The following is a 2,020-nucleotide window of genomic DNA, read 5'->3' on the forward strand; positions in this document are numbered from 1 at the left end:
CGCAAACGGCGGGTCCAGATAGACAAACACTCTGCGCGCAGGATCGAAGACGGAATTTTCTATGGAATTCGCAGTAGAATTTTTTCTTGAATCATAGATGAAATTTGCGTTTGAATGTAAATTTTCTCCGTAGCTAGCGTTAAAATTCTCGCCTAAATTTAAGATTTCTTTCTCTTCGCAGCTCACGTCTAAGCCCGCACCGCGATTTATGCCAAAATTAGAGCTTTCGCTGCATTTTGAGCTTAAATTTAAGTTGCAATTAGCGGTCTCGGTGCCGCTCGCGTCGTATTGAGAAGCGCAGTTATCGTCAAACTTTTCGCTAAAGCTCGCGGCGTCCGTGGCTAGCGAATTCACGCGATATTTTATACTAGAAGCACCCGCATAATCGCCAATCTGGGCACAACCGTCAAAACCCTCCACGCCCGCGCAATCAGCATTTGTGCCGCTCTGTGCGCCATTTTGCGAGCTGCCCGATATATCGCTTCGCGTACCGCATTTTGCTAAATCTTTCACGCCGCTTTGCGTGTCGCCTTCCGCTTCGATGCTTTGCGCGGCGCAGTATCCGTTCTCGCCCTGCTCTACGCCGCTAAAGCTTTTGCGGCAGCCCTCTTTTTCGATACTTAAATTTTCGCAGCAGGCGGCGTCGAGAGCGTGGTTTTTGTCTAAATTTTTGCCGCTTAAATTTAACGAATTTGCGCCCGAGCGTCCGTTCGTGCCCGCTTGCAGCTCGTGAAAAATTTCGGGTAGTCGCTCGAAGCAATCGCCCAAAATCGCATTTGCGCCGAGCCCGAAAAGCTCGAAATTTTTCCGCATTATCTTATGCGCGGCGGCGTCCTTTTCGATCGCATAAACGTTTTTCGCGCCGTTACTTAGCGCTTCAAGCGCCATCGCACCGCTGCCGCCGAAGCACTCGATAAACGCCGCGCCGCGCAACTCCGCTCGCCACGTATCGAAAAACGAGCCTTTTACGATGCTTTTCGTGCTGCGCGTGCTCGAAAGCGCGGGCAGAGAAAGCTTTTTGCCCCTATAAATGCCGCTTGAAATTTGCGTAAAGAGCGTGCCGTCAGGTTTGGAAAATTTAGCCATTTTGCCTTCTTAAAATTTCGATGATTCTTGCCTTAAACTCATCAAATAGCGCGCAAATTTCGGCCTCCGCCGTGTCATATTCACTAAAATCCCGCTTTAGCTCGCCTTGAAAATCCGCCAGCCTGGATAGCAGAGTATTCTTTGAAAATGGGAGCGTCAAATCTCCGTCCTCGCCGATTAAAAATAGCGGTTTTGCCGAGCTTTGCGGCTCATCGCTTATCACAAAGTCGCAATCCTGCGCACTTGCAGCGCAGTCCTTCAAAAACAGCTCCAGCGTCTTTTGTAAAATTTCGCAGTCGCAATCGATAAAAGCTTTCATCAAAGCCCCTTTTTAAATTTTATCATCTTAAACTTCTCGCCAAACTCCGCGCGCAGGTGATTGAACTGCAAAAGCGCGTTCAGGTAGCCCTTCTCGCCGCTTTTTTGCATAAAAAGCTCTAAAAGCTGGACCGCGCCGAAGTCCATCAAAGCCGCGATCTGTCTTTTAAAATCCGCCGTCACGGCGCCCGCGTCCTCAAACGCCGCGCGTAAAATTTCAAAATTTACGTCGTAGGTAAGATCGCTTTTGCCGTAAAAATCGCTCAAGTTTTGCACCTCAAAGAAGCTAAAAACTTCGTGATTTCGGTAAATTCGCAGGCTAAAATCGCCGCTAGAGCCCATCTGTCCGTAATCAAAGGCTATGAAATAAAACCTCTGCGCGCTGGCGCAAATTTCGCGCGCGAAGCGAAAGTATCCGATCGGGATTTCGCCGCTCGAGATGCCGAATCTGCGCGCGAGGGTCAAAATTCCGCGTTCTTTTATGGGAGCAAATTTTGCCGCACCACTCTTTATAAAAAGCATATTTTCGCCGTCCACCGCCTCGCATTTAAAGGCGTCGAAAAGCTCATTTGCCACAAAGATCGCATCTTTAAATTTCGCTTCGCGCGCGCTTGTA

2 protein-coding genes and 1 pseudogene are annotated in these 2,020 nt (G+C 49.0%); all 3 read right to left on the minus strand.

The features are described from left to right. Positions 1–741: 741 nt before the first annotated feature. Positions 742–1,086: pseudogene (locus Q0256_RS05605) on the minus strand (RsmD family RNA methyltransferase); the annotation flags it as partial. Next, positions 1,079–1,405 carry a hypothetical protein gene (locus Q0256_RS05610; RefSeq protein WP_297960925.1) on the minus strand — a complete coding sequence of 109 codons (327 nt, stop codon included), beginning with the start codon at positions 1,403–1,405 and terminating at the stop codon, positions 1,079–1,081. The pseudogene Q0256_RS05605 and the gene Q0256_RS05610, both read right to left, overlap by 8 nt. Further along, on the minus strand, positions 1,405–2,020 hold a 616-nt coding region (locus tag Q0256_RS05615; protein ID WP_297960928.1), incomplete at its 5' end, for an SAM-dependent methyltransferase. The genes Q0256_RS05615 and Q0256_RS05610, both read right to left, overlap by 1 nt.

Source organism: uncultured Campylobacter sp. (assembly GCF_937949835.1).
Classification (GTDB): domain Bacteria; phylum Campylobacterota; class Campylobacteria; order Campylobacterales; family Campylobacteraceae; genus Campylobacter_B.

Bases quoted from the DNA above. Each gene is read 5' to 3' on its own strand.
- Q0256_RS05610 (WP_297960925.1), bottom strand. From the start codon at position 1,405: ATGAAAGCTTTTATCGATTGCGACTGCGAAATTTTACAAAAGACGCTG.